This window comes from Leisingera sp. ABM4_103, from assembly GCF_056158685.1.
Genome location: NZ_JBSWTU010000005.1, coordinates 1,257,747 through 1,273,896, shown reverse-complemented (window position 1 = coordinate 1,273,896; position 16,150 = coordinate 1,257,747). Strand labels below are relative to the sequence as shown.

Annotated in this window: 17 protein-coding genes; 9 read left to right on the top strand and 8 right to left on the bottom strand. The window is 63.6% G+C overall.

Annotated features, from left to right (window positions below; all coding sequences use genetic code 11):
- Positions 1–185: 185 nt before the first annotated feature.
- Positions 186–788 (top strand): alpha-ketoglutarate-dependent dioxygenase AlkB family protein, encoded by a 603-nt coding sequence (locus ACXAED_RS07660; RefSeq protein WP_475048397.1) that lies wholly within the window; start codon positions 186–188, stop codon positions 786–788.
- Positions 789–864: 76 nt separating this feature from the next.
- On the opposite strand, the gene ACXAED_RS07655 is transcribed toward ACXAED_RS07660, so the two are convergent.
- Positions 865–1,686 (bottom strand): ABC transporter permease, encoded by an 822-nt coding sequence (locus ACXAED_RS07655; RefSeq protein ID WP_475048394.1) that lies wholly within the window; start codon positions 1,684–1,686, stop codon positions 865–867.
- 110 nt (positions 1,687–1,796) lie between these two features.
- Between ACXAED_RS07655 and cysQ the strand changes: the two genes are divergently transcribed.
- The 8 genes from cysQ (at position 1,797) to ACXAED_RS07615 (ending at position 10,856) form a co-directional block, all read left to right on the top strand.
- A complete protein-coding gene (gene cysQ, locus ACXAED_RS07650) occupies positions 1,797–2,594 on the top strand; it encodes a 3'(2'),5'-bisphosphate nucleotidase CysQ (RefSeq protein ID WP_475048392.1) in 798 nt (265 codons plus the stop codon).
- The gene (locus tag ACXAED_RS07645) at positions 2,594–3,394 is read left to right on the top strand and encodes a 3-deoxy-manno-octulosonate cytidylyltransferase (RefSeq protein WP_475048391.1); all 801 of its coding nucleotides are present in this window, start codon (positions 2,594–2,596) and stop codon (positions 3,392–3,394) included. The genes cysQ and ACXAED_RS07645 overlap by 1 nt, the downstream gene beginning before the upstream one ends.
- 179 nt (positions 3,395–3,573) lie before the next feature.
- Positions 3,574–4,467, top strand: a complete 894-nt coding sequence (gene galU, locus ACXAED_RS07640) for a UTP--glucose-1-phosphate uridylyltransferase GalU (protein ID WP_475048389.1) — start codon at positions 3,574–3,576, stop codon at positions 4,465–4,467.
- 47 nt (positions 4,468–4,514) lie between these two features.
- Entirely contained in the window at positions 4,515–5,498 is a 984-nt protein-coding gene (gene galE, locus ACXAED_RS07635) for a UDP-glucose 4-epimerase GalE (RefSeq protein ID WP_475048387.1), read from the top strand.
- Between the two features lie 2 nt (positions 5,499–5,500).
- Entirely contained in the window at positions 5,501–6,541 is a 1,041-nt protein-coding gene (locus ACXAED_RS07630; RefSeq protein ID WP_475048385.1) for a glycosyltransferase family 2 protein, read from the top strand.
- Between the two features lie 188 nt (positions 6,542–6,729).
- On the top strand, positions 6,730–7,716 hold the full coding sequence (locus ACXAED_RS07625) for a glycosyltransferase family 2 protein (protein ID WP_475053046.1): 987 nt from the start codon (positions 6,730–6,732) through the stop codon (positions 7,714–7,716).
- Positions 7,713–9,413 carry a DUF5927 domain-containing protein gene (locus tag ACXAED_RS07620; protein WP_475048383.1) on the top strand — a complete coding sequence of 567 codons (1,701 nt, stop codon included), beginning with the start codon at positions 7,713–7,715 and terminating at the stop codon, positions 9,411–9,413. The genes ACXAED_RS07625 and ACXAED_RS07620 overlap by 4 nt, the downstream gene beginning before the upstream one ends.
- Before the next feature lie 6 nt (positions 9,414–9,419).
- The gene (locus ACXAED_RS07615; protein ID WP_475048381.1) at positions 9,420–10,856 is read left to right on the top strand and encodes a nodulation protein NodH; all 1,437 of its coding nucleotides are present in this window, start codon (positions 9,420–9,422) and stop codon (positions 10,854–10,856) included.
- A gap of 355 nt (positions 10,857–11,211) precedes the next feature.
- Here ACXAED_RS07615 and ACXAED_RS07610 read toward each other — a convergent pair whose 3' ends face one another.
- The 7 genes from ACXAED_RS07610 to ACXAED_RS07580 form a co-directional block, all read right to left on the bottom strand.
- A complete protein-coding gene (locus ACXAED_RS07610; protein ID WP_475048378.1) occupies positions 11,212–11,676 on the bottom strand; it encodes a PTS sugar transporter subunit IIA in 465 nt (154 codons plus the stop codon).
- Between the two features lie 52 nt (positions 11,677–11,728).
- The gene (gene hpf / locus ACXAED_RS07605) at positions 11,729–12,286 is read right to left on the bottom strand and encodes a ribosome hibernation-promoting factor, HPF/YfiA family (RefSeq protein WP_475048377.1); all 558 of its coding nucleotides are present in this window, start codon (positions 12,284–12,286) and stop codon (positions 11,729–11,731) included.
- Positions 12,287–12,558: 272 nt separating this feature from the next.
- Positions 12,559–13,317: an LPS export ABC transporter ATP-binding protein gene (gene lptB / locus ACXAED_RS07600; RefSeq protein ID WP_259967740.1), complete on the bottom strand. Its 759-nt coding sequence runs from the start codon at positions 13,315–13,317 to the stop codon at positions 12,559–12,561.
- Positions 13,317–13,829, bottom strand: a complete 513-nt coding sequence (gene lptA, locus ACXAED_RS07595; RefSeq protein WP_475048374.1) for a lipopolysaccharide transport periplasmic protein LptA — start codon at positions 13,827–13,829, stop codon at positions 13,317–13,319. Before lptA ends, lptB begins: the two co-directional genes overlap by 1 nt.
- Before the next feature lie 3 nt (positions 13,830–13,832).
- A complete protein-coding gene (gene lptC / locus ACXAED_RS07590) occupies positions 13,833–14,432 on the bottom strand; it encodes an LPS export ABC transporter periplasmic protein LptC (RefSeq protein WP_475048373.1) in 600 nt (199 codons plus the stop codon).
- Positions 14,433–14,454: 22 nt separating this feature from the next.
- Complete coding sequence (locus ACXAED_RS07585; protein ID WP_475048371.1) at positions 14,455–15,423, bottom strand: KpsF/GutQ family sugar-phosphate isomerase; 969 nt, start codon at positions 15,421–15,423, stop codon at positions 14,455–14,457.
- Entirely contained in the window at positions 15,420–16,034 is a 615-nt protein-coding gene (locus ACXAED_RS07580; protein WP_475048369.1) for a ribonuclease D, read from the bottom strand. The genes ACXAED_RS07585 and ACXAED_RS07580 overlap by 4 nt, the downstream gene beginning before the upstream one ends.
- Positions 16,035–16,150 lie beyond the last annotated feature (116 nt).

Sequence of the window (16,150 nt, the reverse complement as noted above, 5' to 3'; positions counted from 1 at the left end):
TTACCCGAGGCCTGAACCCGTTGCGGCATCCCGGCCCCGATGGAAGTTGCGGTTTGGTATGCACCTTGCCGCGTCCCGGCGTATATAGGGACGTGAAAACGGCCCTGCAAGCGCTCAGGCGCGTGGCCAAGCGTGAATCAATGCGCTTTTTTGCGACGGCCTTGGTTAAGGATGGATGAACGGCAATGACCCTGCTGCGCGTGCGCGGATTCGATATCCACAAGGGCTGTCTGGAGCCCGCCCGCCAGGCGGCGCTGATCGAGGCGCTGCGGCCGGTGCTGAAGGCGGCGCCGCTGTTTTCGCCCAAGGTGCCGGGCGGCGGGCAGATGTCGGTGCGGATGACCTCGGCGGGGCAGTTCGGCTGGTATTCCGATGCCTCCGGCTACCGTTATGCAGAGGCGCATCCGTCGGGGCGGCCCTGGCCCGCGATCCCGGAGCCGGTGCTGGAGATCTGGCGGCAGCTGACCAGGCTGGAGCGCGAACCGGAATGCTGTCTGCTGAACTACTATGGCGAGGGCACCCGGATGGGGCTGCATCAGGACAAGGATGAGGCGGATTTCTCCTATCCCGTGGTGTCTGTCTCGCTGGGGGATGACGGTCTGTTCCGGATCGGCAACCGGACCCGCGGCGGCAAGACGGAATCGGTCTGGCTGAGTTCAGGCGATGTTGTGGTGATGGGCGGCGAGGCGCGGCTGATGTATCACGGGGTGGACCGGATCCGGTTCAAATCCTCCCGGCTGCTGCCCAGGGGCGGGCGGATAAACCTGACATTAAGGGTGGTCACCTGACACCGGCGGCGGGCGCAGAAGTTTTACGGAAAACTTTTGCCAGGGCTTTTCCTGAAAAGTCTTGGAGCGTCCCGGGTCAGCGGCGCGCGCTCCAGCTGATGGAGACATGGCGGCGGGTGTAAAACTCGCCCATCAGCCCGATCACGGTCAGCACCAGCGCCACCCAGGCCGCATATTGCCAGCTGCTGAAATGCGGGTTGTAGTTGATGAAGACAAACCCGCGCGACTGGTCGATGCAGTGAAACAGCGGGTTCCAGTCGAACATGGCCAGCATGAAGCTGGGCAGCGTATTGGCCAGGAACATCTTGCCGGAGGCAATCATGTTGGCGCGCGAATAGATCATCGTCAGGATGCTGACCAGGTTGGGCGCCCAGGGTTTCAGCACCAGAAACACAAGCCCCACCGAGGCGCCGGTGACCCAGGCCAGCAGCACCATGCCGAAGGCGGCAACCGGCTCCTCGATATGCAGGGGGGTGAAGGCGACATGGTAGACAAACAGGATGATGAACAGCGACAGCACCTGAATATAAAGCGCGCCGATGGCTGCGGACAGAATGGCCACCATCGTGTTCATCGGGGCGTGCTGCATCATCGGGCTGCTTGGCCCTTCGGCGCCGGCTACGGCGCTGACGGTCTTGGTATGCACCAGGAACAGGAACACGCCGGACATCACATACAGCAGAAAGTCGCCGCGGATAGCGGAGCCGCGCAGCCCCAGCAGGGCGAACATCACGTAAAACGCGGCCACAAAGAGAACCGCCTGCAGGATGTTCAGGCCAAGCGCTGCAAAGGCGTTGTTGTGCTTGGACCGGACGCTGCGCACGGCCGAGTGGAACACGACCTCTGTGAGGGCGACAAAACCGGAGATCCAGGATTGCTGCGTGCGCTGCTGAAACATGAGACCTGTATTCTCTGCTCGAATCCGATGCGGCTGCTTGCCGTTCTGCTGTCAGCGCATCATAAGAGGCGAGAGGCAAATTTTCAATTAAACCCGACAGGGAGGTCCGCGTGACTTATGAAGACCTGGTGCCTGTGATCCGCCGGCTGGCCATCGAGGCTGGCGCAAAGATCATGGAGATCTACAATTCCGACGATTTCGGCGTGAAGGTGAAATCCGACGAGAGCCCGGTGACCGAAGCGGATGAGGCGGCGGACGCGCTGATCTCGGCGGGCCTGCGCGCGGCGTTTCCGGATATGATGCTGGTCACCGAGGAGCAGGCGGACTCGCACCGCGCGCGCGGCGACACCTTCCTGATCGTCGACCCGCTGGACGGCACCAAGGAATTCATCCACCGCCGCGGCGATTTCACTGTCAATATCGCGCTGGTGGAGAAGGGGGTGCCGACCCGCGGCGTGGTCTATGCGCCGGCCAGGGAGCGGATGTTCTTTACCCTGGCGGATGGCAGCGCGGTCGAGGAGACCGGCGCGTTCCATCCTGAGACCATCGGGGAAACCCGTCCGATCCGGGTTGCCGAGAGCGACAATTCGGCGTTGATGGTCGTGGCTTCGAAATCGCACCGGGACCAGGCAACCGACGATTACATCGGCAAGTACAATGTGAAGGACAGCAAAAGCGCGGGTTCTTCGCTGAAGTTCTGCCTGGTTGCCACGGGCGAGGCGGATCTGTACCCGCGCGTCGGCCGCACCATGGAGTGGGACACCGCCGCCGGTCACGCGGTTCTTGCGGGCGCAGGCGGCAAAGTGGTGCGTTTTGACGATCATTCCCCGCTGATTTATGGCAAAGAGGGCTATGCGAACCCGTTCTTCATCGCCTATGCACCAGCCGTGGAACTGAAGAAAGCCTGATGTCTGTCCTGATTGTCATCCCCGCCCGCTATGCCTCGACCCGCTATCCCGGCAAACCGCTGGTGCCGCTGACCGGCGCCACCGGCGATAAACGCACCCTGGTGGAACGGTCCTGGCGGGCGGCTTGCTCGGTCCAGGGCGTGGACCGGGTGGTGGTGGCGACGGATGACGATCGCATTAAACAGGCGGCTGAGGCGTTTGGTGCCGAGGTGGTGATGACCTCTGAGGCGTGCGCCAACGGCACGGAGCGCTGCGCCGAGGCGCATGCGGCGCTGGGCGGCGGTTATGAGATCGTGGTCAACCTGCAGGGCGATGCGCCGCTGACCCCGCACTGGTTTGTCGAGGATCTGGTGGCCGGCTTGCGCGGCGCGCCCGGCATGGAGCTGGCAACGCCGGTTCTGCGCTGCAATGGCGAGACGCTGAACAGCCTGCTGGCCGACCGCAAGGCGGGCCGCGTTGGCGGCACAACGGCGGTGTTTGCCGAGGACTGCAGTGCGCTCTACTTCTCAAAAGAGGTGGTGCCCTATTGCGGCAGGACCTATGGGGATGGCGAAAATACGCCGGTCTATCACCACGTCGGCGTCTATGCCTACCGTCCGGATGCCCTGGCGGCGTATTCAGGGTGGCGGACCGGGCCGCTGGAGAATCTGGAGGGCCTGGAGCAGCTGCGGTTCCTGGAGAATGGGCGCAAGGTGCTGTGTGTTGAGGTTGAAGCGCGCGGGCGCGAGTTCTGGGAGTTGAACAACCCTGAAGACGTGCCGCGGCTGGAGGCCATGATGAAGAAAATGGGGCATGAGTAAGCAGAAGATGGTAATGAGGAAAAGAACGGTCAGACAGCCGCTGCTAAGCGGCAGCCAGAGGCAGCGGGCAGCTGCCCTACAATTTGTTGGAAAGAGCCGGGCATGACGCGCGCCAGCTTTCCCGCGTGTGATGCGGGATTGAGCCGTCAGGTCTGGAATTTGAGTATTGAGAGAACGCCATGCGCAAAAAAGTAACTAAGGCAATTTTTCCGGTTGCGGGTCTGGGGACACGGTTCCTGCCGGCAACGAAGTCCGTCCCGAAAGAGATCATGACCCTGGTCGACCGGCCACTGGTGCAATACGCCATTGACGAAGCGCGCGCCGCTGGGATCAAGGAGTTCATCTTTGTCACCTCGCGCGGCAAAGGTGCGCTGGAAGATTATTTCGACCATTCGCCGGTTCTGGAACAGGAGCTGCGCAAGAAGGGCAAGGATGATCTGCTGGACATCCTGAAGAGCACCGACATGGAATCCGGTGCCATCGCCTATATCCGCCAGCACAAGGCGCTGGGCCTGGGCCATGCGGTCTGGTGCGCCCGCCGGCTGATCGCCAACGAACCCTTTGCTGTGATCCTGCCGGATGACGTGATCGCGGCGGAAAAGCCCTGCTTGCAGCAGATGGTCGAAGCCTACGAGGAAACTGGCGGCAACATGGTTGCGGCAATGGAAGTGCCGCCGGAGAAGACCTCCTCCTATGGCGTGCTCGACGTCAAAGATGATATGGGCCAAGTGGTTGCCGCTAACGGCATGGTGGAAAAGCCGAAAGCCGGAGAGGCGCCGTCGAACCTGGCGGTGATCGGCCGCTACATCCTGGCGCCATCTGTGCTGAAAAACCTCAACAAGATGAAGCAGGGCGCGGGCGGTGAGATCCAGCTGACCGATGCGATTGCCGAGGACATTGCCCAGGATGTGCCGGTTTACGGCTACCGTTTCAACGGTCAGCGGTTCGATTGCGGCTCCAAGGCGGGCTTCCTGCAGGCAACTGTGGCCTTTGCGCTGGCGCGCGATGAGCTGCGGGACGACCTGATGAGCTACATCACCGAAATTGCGCAGGTCGGAAAGGCCGCGCAGTAACCGATCTGGCCGCCCTTCCGGGGGCGGCCCAGCATGGGGCAGAGACAGTGACGAATATCCTTGTGACCGGCGGTGCCGGCTATATCGGCTCGCACGCCTGCAAGGCGCTTAAGGCGGCGGGCTATACACCTGTAACCTACGACAACCTGGTGACCGGCTGGCAGGACGCGGTCAAATTCGGCCCGTTCGAGAAGGGCGACTTGAATGACCGCGCCCGGCTGGATGAGGTGTTTGCCAAGTACCAGCCGGCGGCAGTGATGCATTTCGCTGCGCTGAGCCAGGTCGGCGAGGCGATGAGCGAGCCGGGCCGCTACTGGGCCAACAACACCGGCGGCTCGTTGAACCTGGTGGAGGCCGCAGTGGCGGCGGGCTGCTTGGACTTCGTTTTCTCCTCGACCTGCGCCACCTATGGCGAGCATGACAACGTGGTGCTGGACGAAAACACCCCGCAGCTGCCGCTGAATGCCTATGGCGCCTCCAAGCGCGCGGTGGAGGATATCCTCAAGGATTTTGGCGCCGCGCATGGGCTGCGTTCGGTGATCTTCCGCTACTTCAACGTAGCGGGTGCCGATCCTGAAGCGGAGGTGGGAGAGTTCCACCGTCCCGAAACCCATCTGGTGCCGCTGGTGCTGGATGCGATTGCGGGCAAGCGCGACGCGCTGACCATCTTTGGCACCGACTACGACACCCCGGACGGCACCTGCATCCGCGACTATGTGCATGTCTGCGACCTGGTGGACGCGCATGTGCTGGGCCTGAAGTGGCTGGAAGACGGTAAGGGCAGCCAGGTGTTTAACCTGGGCACCGGGTCGGGCTTCTCGGTGCGCGAAGTTATGGACAAGGCCGAGGCCGTGACCGGGCATAAAGTGCCGTGCAACACCGGCCCGCGCCGGGCGGGCGATTGCACCAAACTGGTATCGGGTTCGACCCGGGCGGTGACCGAACTGGGCTGGGAGCCGCGGCGGTCCACCCTGGAGGTGATGATCGCCGATGCCTGGAAGTGGCATAAGACGGGCCACTACGAGGCCTGAGCATGATTGGCCCCGCCGCCCCTGAGCTGCCGCCGCTGGGCCTCACAGGGGCCTACCGGATGCGGTGGAAGCGGCGGCGGATGCTGTGGCGGGCTTTGCGGGCCCGCCGCCAGATGGCCAAGGTTTCAGACCGCACCGCGCAGATCCCCCGGGAGGGGGTGTTGGTCTTTATCGTGCTGCGCAATGAAATCACCCGGCTTCCCTACTTCCTGGAATACTACCGCCGCCTGGGCGCGGTGCATTTCCTGGCTGTGGACAATTGCAGTGACGACGGCAGCGCCGGGCTGCTGGCGGCGCAGCCGGATGTTTCCTTATGGCATGCGGATGGCAGTTACCGGGACACCCGCTTTGGCCTCGACTGGCTGGGATGGCTGCTGATCCGCTACGGCCACGGGCGCTGGTGCCTGACCGTGGATGCAGATGAGCTGCTGGTCTATTCAGGCATGGAGGATCACGGGCTCGGCGCCCTGACCCAGCGGCTGGCGCAGGACGGCCGCGACGGCTTTGGCGCGCTGATGCTGGATTTGTATCCCAAGGGGCCGCTTGGGGCGCAGAGCTATGCGCCGGGACAGAACCCGTGCGAAGTGCTGCAGTGGTTTGACGCCGGGCCTTACCGCTCAGTGCGGCAGCAGCAGATGGGCAATCTGTGGGTGCAGGGCGGAGCGCGCGAACGGGTGTTCTTTCCGCAGGAGCCGGAGCGGTCGCCAACTTTGAATAAGATCCCGCTGGTGCGCTGGAACCGGCGGTATGCCTATATCAACTCCACCCATTCGCTGCTGCCGCGGCGGCTGAATGCGCTGTATGACGGCCCGGGCGGCACGGCGCCGTCCGGGGTGCTGCTGCACACGAAGTTTCTGCCGGAGATTGTTTCCAAATCAGCAACGGAGAAACAGCGCCGGCAGCACTTTCACACGCCGCAGCAATTTGACGGCTATTATGACCGGATCACGGATGCGCCGGATATGTGGCACCAGGGATCTGTCCGCTTGCGCGGCACGGGCCAGCTGGCGGAGCTGGGTCTGATGACGCCACCCGCCTGGTGACGGGGCGCGGGGGACTGTTGCAGCTGCGCCGTACGCCCGCGTAACTGTTTCTAAATTCATTGTTAATAGACTATGCGCGTGACATATTGCGCGGAAGCTTGAAGCGGGTTCAAGAAAAGCCCGTGCAGGCCGGGGCGCTCCTGGGATAGCGAGTTGGAGTAGACGTGGGGCTTTGGGATTCTTACCGGATGCGGTTGCGGCGCAAACGGCGGCTGGTCCGCGCGGTGCGCAAGTCCGGTGAGCTGCAGCCTGTTCAGGACAACACCCGCGCCATCCGTCCCGGCGATATCCTGCTGGTCTGCACCATGCGCAATGAGCAGATCCGGCTGCCGTATTTCCTGCAATACTACCGCGGTCTGGGGATCAATCATTTCCTGTTCGTGGACAATGGCTCCACCGACGGAAGCGCTGATTATCTGCGCGGGATGGAGGACGTGTCGCTGTGGCACACCACCGCCAGCTATAAGCGTGCAGGCTTTGGCATCGACTGGATGAACTACCTCAAGCGCAAATATGCGCATGGGCACTGGGTGCTGGTGGTCGATCCGGATGAGTTCTTTATCTATCCGTTCTGCGACACACGGCCGATCCGGGCGCTGACCGACTGGCTGGACAATTCGGCGATCCGCAGCTTCTCGGCGATGCTGCTGGACGTCTATCCCAAGGGCCGGATTGATGAGGTGCCGTATCAGGCCGGGCAGAACCCGCTGGAGATTGCCCATTGGTTCGACAGCGGCAATTACACCATCAGCCACAACCCGGAATACGGCAACCTGTGGATCCAGGGCGGGCCGCGGGCGCGGGTGTTCTTTGCCGATCAGCCCAGGAAGGCACCGGCGCTGAATAAGATCCCGCTGGTCAAATGGCACCGCCGCTATGCCTATGCCAGCTCCACACATGCGCTGCTGCCGCGCGGGCTGAACCAGGTCTATGAGACGGACGGCGGTGAAAAGGCGAGCGGCGCGCTGCTGCATACCAAGTTCCTCGATACCTTCAGCGGCAAGGCGGAGGAGGAGCTGGTGCGCGGCCAGCATTATGCCGGCTCGGCGGAGTACAAGGCTTATGCCGGTAAGCTGTCCGAACAGCCGGAGCTGTGGTGCAAATGGAGCGAGAAGTACATCAATTGGCGCCAGCTTGAGATCCTGGGGCTGATGTCCAAAGGGAACTGGGCATGAGCACGGTTGGCGTTGTCATGCTGGTCCACACCGCGCTGGAGCGCGCGGAGCAGGTGGCCCGGCACTGGACCGCCAGCGGCTGCCCGGTGGTGCTGCATGTGGACAGCAAGGTCGACCGTCATGTGTTCGACCGCTTCAAGGAGGCGCTGAACGGCAATCCGCTGGTCCGCTTTTCCGCCCGTCACCGCTGCGAATGGGGAACCTGGGGTATCGTCGCCGCCTCGCAAGCAGCCTCCGAGGTGATGCTGGCGGAGTTTCCCGGCGTGCAGCATGTTTACCTCGCCTCTGGCTCCTGCCTGCCGCTGCGCCCGGTGCAGGAGCTGATCGACTATTTGGCGGCCCGGCCGGACACTGATTTCATCGAAAGCGCCACCACCGCCGATGTGCCCTGGATTGTCGGCGGCCTGAGCCAGGAGCGGTTCACCCTGCGGTTTCCGTTCTCCTGGAAACGGCACCGCTTCATGTTTGACCGCTACGTGGACCTGCAGCGCAAGCTGCGCATCCGGCGCCGGATCCCCGCCGGGCTGGTGCCGCACATGGGCAGCCAGTGGTGGTGCCTGACACGGCAGACCCTGTCGGCAATTCTGGAGGACGCGGAGCGGCCGGTCTATGACGCCTACTTCCGCAAGGTCTGGATCCCGGACGAAAGCTACTTCCAAACTCTGGCGCGGCTGTATTCCAGCAATATCGAGAGCCGCTCGCTGACGCTCAGCAAGTTCGATTTTCAGGGTAAGCCGCATATCTTCTATGATGATCACCTGCAGCTCTTGCGCCGGTCCGACTGCTTTGTCGCGCGCAAGATCTGGCCGCACGCAGAGCGGCTCTATCAGGCGTTTTTGACCGACTCTGCCGGCGCGATGAAAAGGACGGAGCCGAACCCGGGCAAGATCGACCGCATCTTTGCCAAGGCGGTGGAGCGGCGCACCCGCGGCAGGCCCGGCCTGTACATGCAAAGCCGGTTTCCCTCGCGGGGGTCGGAGAACGGTGTCACCTCCAGCCCCTATTCGGTGTTTCAGGGATTTACCGAGCTGTTCGAGGATTTCGAATCCTGGCTGGCCCGCACAACCGGGGCCCGTGTGCACGGGCACCTTTTTGCGCCGGAAGGGGCGGAATTCTCTCAGGGCCAGAGCCAGATCAACGGCTGCCTGAACGGCAATCCCAAGGTGCGGGATTACAACCCGGAAAGCTTCCTCACCAGCCTGATCTGGAACACCCGCGGCGAGCGCCAGTGCTTCCAGTTCGGCCCGAGCGGCAATCAAGCAGTGAATTGGCTGGTGGCGCGGGATGCAAATGCGCAGGTCTCGGTGATCAGTGGCGCCTGGGCGGTGCCGCTGTTCAAGTCAGACCGCAGTTTCGCGGAACTCCGGCAGGAGGCGGCCCGGCTGCAGCAGATTGAGGCGGAACAGCTTAAGATCCTTCGTTCGCAATGGACCAAGGCGCGGGTGCGGATCTGGAGCATGGCGGAATTTGCCGAAGCGCCGATGGAACCGTTGCAGACCATTGCCGGTGAAATCGGCCAGGTGGCGGTGCGGCATCTGAGCGAGGCGCCAACGATGACGGATCTTGAGGGCTTTGGCCAGTTTCTGCAAAATCTGAAGAACCAGGGCATGCACCCGTATCTGATGGGCGATTTCCCGGTCGGGCAGAGCCTGGTCCGCCACTCCAAACCGCAGCGCAAACCCTATCTGGTGCGATAATTCCCGATGTCTTCTCCTTCCTTTGATTACTTTGTTGTCTTTGCCGAAATGCGGACCGGGTCCAATTTCCTGGAGACCAATCTGAATGCCTTTGACGGGCTCACCTGCCATGGCGAGGCCTTCAACCCGCATTTCATCGGCTACCCGAATTCAGGGGAAATCCTTGGCGTGACTCAGGCCATGCGCGAGGCGGATCCGGCGCGGCTTATCGAGGAGATCAAGGCGCAGAGCGGGGTGCTGGGGGGCTTTCGCTATTTCCATGACCATGACCCGCGGGTGCTGGATGGGATGCTGGAGGATCCGCGCTGCGCCAAGATCATCCTCACGCGCAACCCGCTGGACAGCTACGTGTCGTGGAAGATCGCCCAGGAGACGGGGCAGTGGAAGCTGACCAATGTCAAACGCCGCAAGGAGGCCAAGGCCCGGTTCGATGCGGCGGAGTTTGCCGCCCATGTGGAGGTGCTGCAGGATTTTCAGGTCACGCTGCTGAACCGGCTGCAGACGCTGGGGCAGACGGCGTTTTATGTGGCTTATGAAGACTTGCAAAGCGTCGAGGTGATGAACGGTCTGGCCCGCTGGCTGGGGGTGGCGCAGCAGCTGGAGGCGCTGGATGAGAGCCTCAAACGGCAGAACCCGGCGCCGGTGCTGGCCAAGGTGGCCAATCCGGATGAGATGCAGGAGGCGCTGTCGGGCCTGGACCGGTTCAACCTGACCCGCACGCCGAACTTCGAGCCGCGCCGCGGGCCGGCGGTGCCCGGCTATGTGGCGGGCGTGGCAACGCCGCTTCTGTATCTGCCGCTGAAAGGCGGGCCGGCGGCGGAGGTTGCGCAGTGGATGGCGGGGCTGGACCGGGTCGCGCCGGACGGGCTGATCCGGGGCATGAACCAGAAACAGCTGCGCCAGTGGAAACGCGGCAACACGGGGTTCCGCAGCTTTACCGTGCTGCGGCATCCGGCGGCGCGGGCGCATGCGGTGTTCTGCCGCCGGATCCTGAATGCGGGCGAAGGCAGTTACCGGCAGATCCGCAACACGCTGCGGCGGCAGTTCGGGCTGGCGGTGCCGGAGGCGGGCCCGGACGAGGGCTATACCCGGGCGCAGCACAGGGAGGCGTTCGCGGTCTTTCTGGAGTTCGTGCGGGCCAGCCTGGCGGGCCAGACCTCGATCCGGCTGGACGCGGAATGGGCCAGCCAGAGCCAGGCGCTGGAGGGCTTTGCCGGGGTCGGGGTGCCGGACCTGCTGATCCGCGAGACGGAGATGGCGGAGGATCTGCCGGCCCTGGCGCGGAAACTGGGGCGGATGGAGCCCGGGCCGGTGCCCGCTGCGGCGCCGGAGCGGCCCTATGCGCTGGAGGATATCTATGACGCTGAGCTGGAGGCGCTGATCGCGTCGGTGTACCAGCGCGACTACCTGGCGTTCGGCTTCGGCCCCTGGCGCGCAGGCTGATCCGGCAGCATTGAGGCGGGCGGGGCTCTCCCGCGCCCGCAGGATGATTGGCTGCGCCAAACACCCTTGGCGGCCTTGGGCCCGGCGCCGCACAGGTGCGGCGCGGCGGCTGGCGCTGGGCTGGGCGCCGGCACTCAGAGCGGGTCAAAGGGCGCTGCTGCATGGGGCTGGGCCGCAGGCCCTGGCCCATGCCCGGCCCAACGGGAAGAGCGCCGCCGGACGGCGGCCGATGACGGGCGGGAGCGCTTGCGGAAATGGCGCAGCGCCGGCCGGTGGCCGCACCCATGGAGCCGCGGCTGAATGCTGTCCGGCTGGCCAGCGGGATTATCGGGCGTGTTGAGGTGTGATGCGGGGATCAGGCGGCCTGGACCGACTGATCCTCGGTCAGGATGGTGTAGAGCGTCGCCGGATCGTGGTTGGCGCGCAGCTTGGTGCAGAAGCTTTGCTCCCGCAGGGTGCGCGAGACCAGGGCGAGCGCCTTCAAGTGCTCGACGCCGGCATCTTCCGGCGCAAACAGGGCAAAGGCGATATCCACCGGCTGGCGGTCAACGGCGCCGAAATCCAGCGGTTTCTCGAGGATCAGGAAAACGCCGCAGACCTCGCTGATGCTGTCGAGACGGGCGTGCGGCAGGGCGACGCCGTGTCCGACCCCGGTGGGGCCGAGGCTCTCGCGGTCCAGCAAGGCCTCGACAGTGGGCTGGGCGTCCAGCCCATAGGCCGTCTGAGCAATATCTGCGACTTCCTGAAACAACCGCTTCTTGCTTGAGGCCGCTCCGATAACCCGGACGGCCTCTGGCTTGAGGATGCTGGAAATCTGCATGTGTCTGCTCCGTTCCGGCGCCCCGGCGGGGGCGCCGATGCCTTAGATGTGTTTACGGATCGATCCAGCCGATGTTGCCGTCTTCGCGGCGGTAGACCACATTCAATCCGTCCTTGCCTTCATTGCGGAAGACCAGAACCGGGGCGCCTGCAAGTTCCATCTGCATCACCGCTTCCCCCACCGACAGCGACGGAATGCGGGTTTCCATTTCGGCGACGATGATCGGTTGCAGCGAGTCCGGTTCGGTTTCCGCTTCCTCAGACGCGAGGATATACGAGTTAGCGCCCAAATGTTCAACAGGCTCGCTGCGGTCCTTGTGGTGATCCTTCAGACGGCGTTTGTAGCGGCGCAGCTGCTTTTCCATCTTTTCGCAGCAGGCCTCGAAGGCGGCGTAGATCTCCGTTGCATGCGCCTTGGCCTGAGCGCTTAGTCCGGTCGACAGATGGACGGTGGCTTCACACACATATTCATGCGCCGAACGGGAAAAGACCACAGCCGCGTCGGTCGGGCGTTCGGCATACTTTTGCACGGCCGAACCCAGCTCGTTCTGCACGTGGGTTTGCAGAGCTTCACCGATGTCGATCTGTTTACCGCTGATTTTATAACGCATGTGATCTCCTTCACAAATTATTGCGGCCGGGCCCGCCGCCAAGGCAATAGCTTGGCGGTGTCACGTCAGGTCCGGAACCGGGGGGCAGGCCAGCCGTCCGGGTGCATCCATCCGGGCCCTGTTGCCAAGGCTGGTAAGCGGATTGCATCGGACTGCGCGTATGCCATGGGTCAATTCGACGGCAAGACAGCGGGAGAGTCAATGGATATCGCCGAAAAAAGAAGCCTGTCTTTCAAGCAGTTTTTCCGGGTGTACGCTGCCCGCGCCGCGGCTCAGGAGATGCGGAAATTGTCGCCCAGATAGACCCGGCGGACGTTCTCGTTTTCGACCACTTCCTCGGGGCTGCCGGACATCAGAACCTGGCCGTCGTGCAGGATATAGGCGCGGTCGACGATCTCCAGCGTTTCGCGGACGTTGTGATCGGTGATCAGCACGCCGATGCCGCGTTTCTTGAGGTCGGCCACCAGATGGCGGATGTCGCCGACCGAGATCGGATCGACGCCGGCAAAGGGTTCGTCGAGCAGCAGATACTTGGGATCGGCGGCCAGGCAGCGTGCGATTTCAACCCGGCGGCGCTCACCCCCGGACAGCGCCAGCGCGGGCGCGCGGCGCAGATGTTCGATCGAGAAGTCCGACAGCAGCTCTTCCAGCCGCTCGCGGCGCTTGTGCTCGTGCTTTTGCGAGATATCCAGAACGGCGGAGATGTTGTCCTCGACCGACAGGCCGCGGAAGATCGACATTTCCTGCGGCAGGTAACCGATGCCGAGCCTGGCGCGGCGGTACATCGGCAGGCCGGTCACGTTCTGGCCGTCGATGCTGACGGTGCCCGCTTCGGGGAACACCAGGCCCGCGATGGCGTAGAAGCTGGTGGTCTTGCCGGAGCCGTTGGGGCCCAGCAGCGCCACCACCTCGCCGCGGTTCAGCGACATCGAGACATCCCGGATCACCACCCGCTTGCGGTAGGATTTGCGCAGCTTTTCGATACGCAGCCCGGAGGACCCTTCGGTTACGGTCAGGTTGGGTTTTGCCATCAGTTGCTGCCGCCGTTCGGGTTCAGGATGGTCTTCACCCGGCCCGCCATCTGCGCGGTGCCCGAGGTCAGGTTTACCTCCAGACGGTTCGACGCCAGGGTGCCGCTTTCCTGGTTGAGCAGCACATTGCCGGTCATCACGATGGTGCCCTTGTCAATGGTATATTCGGCGCGCTCTGCCTCGGCGGCGTCGGGGCCGCTGACCAGCACCACATTGCCGGTCGCCTCAAGCCGTTCGATGCCGGCCTTGGCGCCGCTGTCGTCCGCGGTCTTGTAGATCACCAGGACGTTGTCGGCGGACAGCCGCATGATACCCTGCACAATCAGAACATTGCCGGTGAATTCGGCAGATCCGTCAGCCTGGTTGACCGCCAGGTTGTCGGCAGTGACTTCGACGGGCTGGCTGGGGTCGGCCTTGACGGCGCCAAAAGCGACGGAGGCCGTTTGCGCTGCCGCGAGGCCGGGAAGAACCGCCAGCGGCAGGCAGAAAATCAGGGCGCGCAAATAGGACACAGGTTATCTTTCCGGTTGCTGGGGATCATATAGCAGCTTCACCCCGTTTTTGAACAGCATATGGACAGGGCCGCCTTCGGTTTTGACGCCGATGTGCATATTTCCCGCAGTCAGCTCGCCAATGGCGCCGGTAGCGCGGACCGGGCCGGGGCTGTCAGCTTCCAGGCCGCTGAGCGCGGTGTTCAGCTCCTCGGTTTCGACAATCAGCCCGTCGGCGGAGGTTATTGTCACCTTGCCGGTAAACTGCGCCATGTCCCGGCCCGGGTGAATGGCGCCGGTTTCGGACGCCAGCGTGATCCTGCCGCCCTGGGCCAGCCGGATGTCGGCGGACAGATCGCTGGCGACCGCCGGGGTGCCGTCGCCGCCGGGACGCGCCAGCGCGGCGGTGACCATGATCTCATCCCCGCCCGCAGTGGTGCCGGAGAAGAAGGGAGCGGTGACCTGCTGGCCTTTCATCCGGTCCTCGATCTCTTTTTGCGCAAAGGGGATCACCGCCTCGGTGTTTACTCCCCGCGAGATCAGGAACAGGGTGGACAACAGAACCAGGGCCGCCAGCGGCAGCAGCACCTTGAGATAGGCAACGGCTCTGGAATGGCTGTCCATTGTCAGCTCCCTCTGGCTCAAGTCAGCCCAGGCCTGCGCGCAGGCAGTCGTGGATATGCAACAGGCCCTCAGCCTTTTGGCCATTGTCCGGATCGACGACAAACAGGCAGGTGATCTTGCGCTGGTTCATTACCGCGACCGCCTCCTGCGCCATGGCGCCGGGGGCGATGGTGGCGGGGCCGGTTGTCATTACCTCCGCCGCTGTCTTGTTCAGCAGACCGTCCATGTGGCGGCGCAGGTCGCCGTCGGTGATGATGCCGGCCAGCGAACCGTCGGCAGCTGCCACGCCCGCGACGCCGAAGCCCTTCTGGCTGATCTCGATCAGCGCGTCGGCCATCGGGGTGTCCCCGCTGACCAGCGGCAGGGCGTCGCCTGCGTGCATCAGGTCGCGCACCTTGCTGAGCTGCGCGCCCAGCTTGCCGCCCGGGTGGAAGTCGCGGAAGTTTTCGGGGCGGAAATCGCGGTGCTTCATCAGCGCAATCGCCAGCGCATCGCCCATCGCCAGGGTGAGCGTGGTGGAGATCGAGGGCACCATGCCAAAGCCGCAGGCCTCGCCCAGCGAGGGGATCTGCAGGTGAACGTCGGCCTGTTTCATCAGGGTGCTGTCCATTTTGCTGGACAGCCCGATCAGCGGAATCGCAAAGCGGCGGGTGAAGGCCAGCAGGTTGGCCAGCTCCGGTGCCTCGCCCGAGTTGGAGATCGCCACCACAACGTCGCCTTCAGAGAGCATCCCCAGATCGCCGTGGCTGGCCTCAGCCGGGTGCACGAAATAGGCCGGCGTGCCGGTGGAGGCCAGGGTCGCGGCAATCTTGTGGCCGATATGGCCGGACTTGCCGATGCCGCTGACGATTATGCGGCCCTTGGCCTGCAAAATCAGCTGCACCGCTTCGGAAAAGCGCTCATCCAGGCTTTCGGCCAGGGTGTTCAGCGCCTTGGCCTCATCGGTGATCACCTGCCGCGCGGTGACGAGGAATTTTTCTGCGTCGGTCATGAGTGGGCAAAGATGTCCGTTTCGGGCCAGCCAGCCAGGTCCAGCTTGGCGCGCATGGGGAGGAAATCAAAGCAGGCCTGGGCCATCTCGGTGCGGCCCTCACGGGCCAGCCGCTTGTCCAGCGCCTCGCGCAGCTTGTGCAGGTGAAGGACGTCGGAGGCGGCGTAGTCCAGCTGCGCCTCGGTCAGCTCTTCGGCGCCCCAGTCGCTCATCTGCTGCTGCTTGGAGATATCGACGCCCAGCAGTTCCTGGGTCAGGTTCTTGAGGCCATGGCGGTCGGTGTAGGTGCGTACCAGGCGGCTGGCGATCTTGGTGCAATAAACTGGCGCGGCTAGGGCGCCAAAGGCGTGGTACATGGCGGCAATGTCGAAGCGGCCAAAATGGAACAGCTTCAGCACATTCGGGTCTTCCAGCATCCGGCACAGATTGGGCGCTGCGGTCTGGCCTTTTTCCACCTGCACGATGTGGGCGTTGCCGTCGCCGCCCGACATCTGAATCACACAAAGCCGGTCGCGGTGCGGGTTCAGGCCCATGGTCTCGCAGTCGATGGCGACAACGGGACCGAGGTCCAGCCCGTCGGGCAGGTCGTTTTTGTACAGGTGGTTGGCCACTGGAATTCCCTTTTGATGATCATCGCGCCGGCAGGGGCTGGAGAGGAAATAGGCGCTTTGGCCTTCAAACTCAACTGCGCCGGCCACGCTGGTTTGCGCGGGCACATGTTCAGATC